Genomic DNA, 558 nt, shown 5'->3' with positions numbered 1-558 from the left:
AAGGTAAATTGCCCGTACTGAAAAGTGCTTTGGAGCGTGCTAATGAAATCAAGCACCCAGTCGGTACGCAAAAAGACATCGATCATCTTGATGAACTACTTGCAAACGCTGATATAAAGACAGAAACGGTGATCGCTTTACAACCAATCAGCCAGAAGCCTCGCGCAACTCAGTTGTGTATCGAAACGTGCATCTCGCGCAATTGGCGTCTATCTATTCAAACTCATAAATACCTAAGTATTGCTTAAGCTCGGAGAGTAAAATGAAAAAAGCTGTTGTTGTTTTCAGTGGCGGGCAAGACTCGACAACCTGTCTCGTACAAGCCCTTAAAGAGTTTGATGAAGTGCATGCAATCACTTTTGATTATGGCCAACGTCATAAACTGGAGATCGAAGTTGCACAAAAGATCGCCAAAGATCTTGGTGTAAAAGCGCATAAAGTGATGGATGTTGGTTTACTGAATGAACTTGCTATCAGCTCTCTGACACGTGATGAAATCCCTGTTTCTCACGAATTACAAGAGAATGGCTTACCGAACTCGTTTGTGCCTGGCCGTAA

The 558-nt window shown here is 43.0% G+C and carries 1 protein-coding gene and 1 pseudogene; both read left to right on the top strand.

Annotation, left to right across the window (positions count from 1 at the left end):
- Nucleotides 1-248, top strand: a pseudogene (locus R7P74_RS28410) (7-carboxy-7-deazaguanine synthase QueE); the annotation flags it as partial.
- Between the two features lie 14 nt (nucleotides 249-262).
- The coding region (locus tag R7P74_RS28405) for a 7-cyano-7-deazaguanine synthase (protein WP_318124032.1) at nucleotides 263-558 on the top strand (296 nt) is incomplete at its 3' end.

The organism is Vibrio sp. 2033, assembly GCF_033339735.1.
This window is presented reverse-complemented; position numbering and strand designations above follow the sequence as displayed.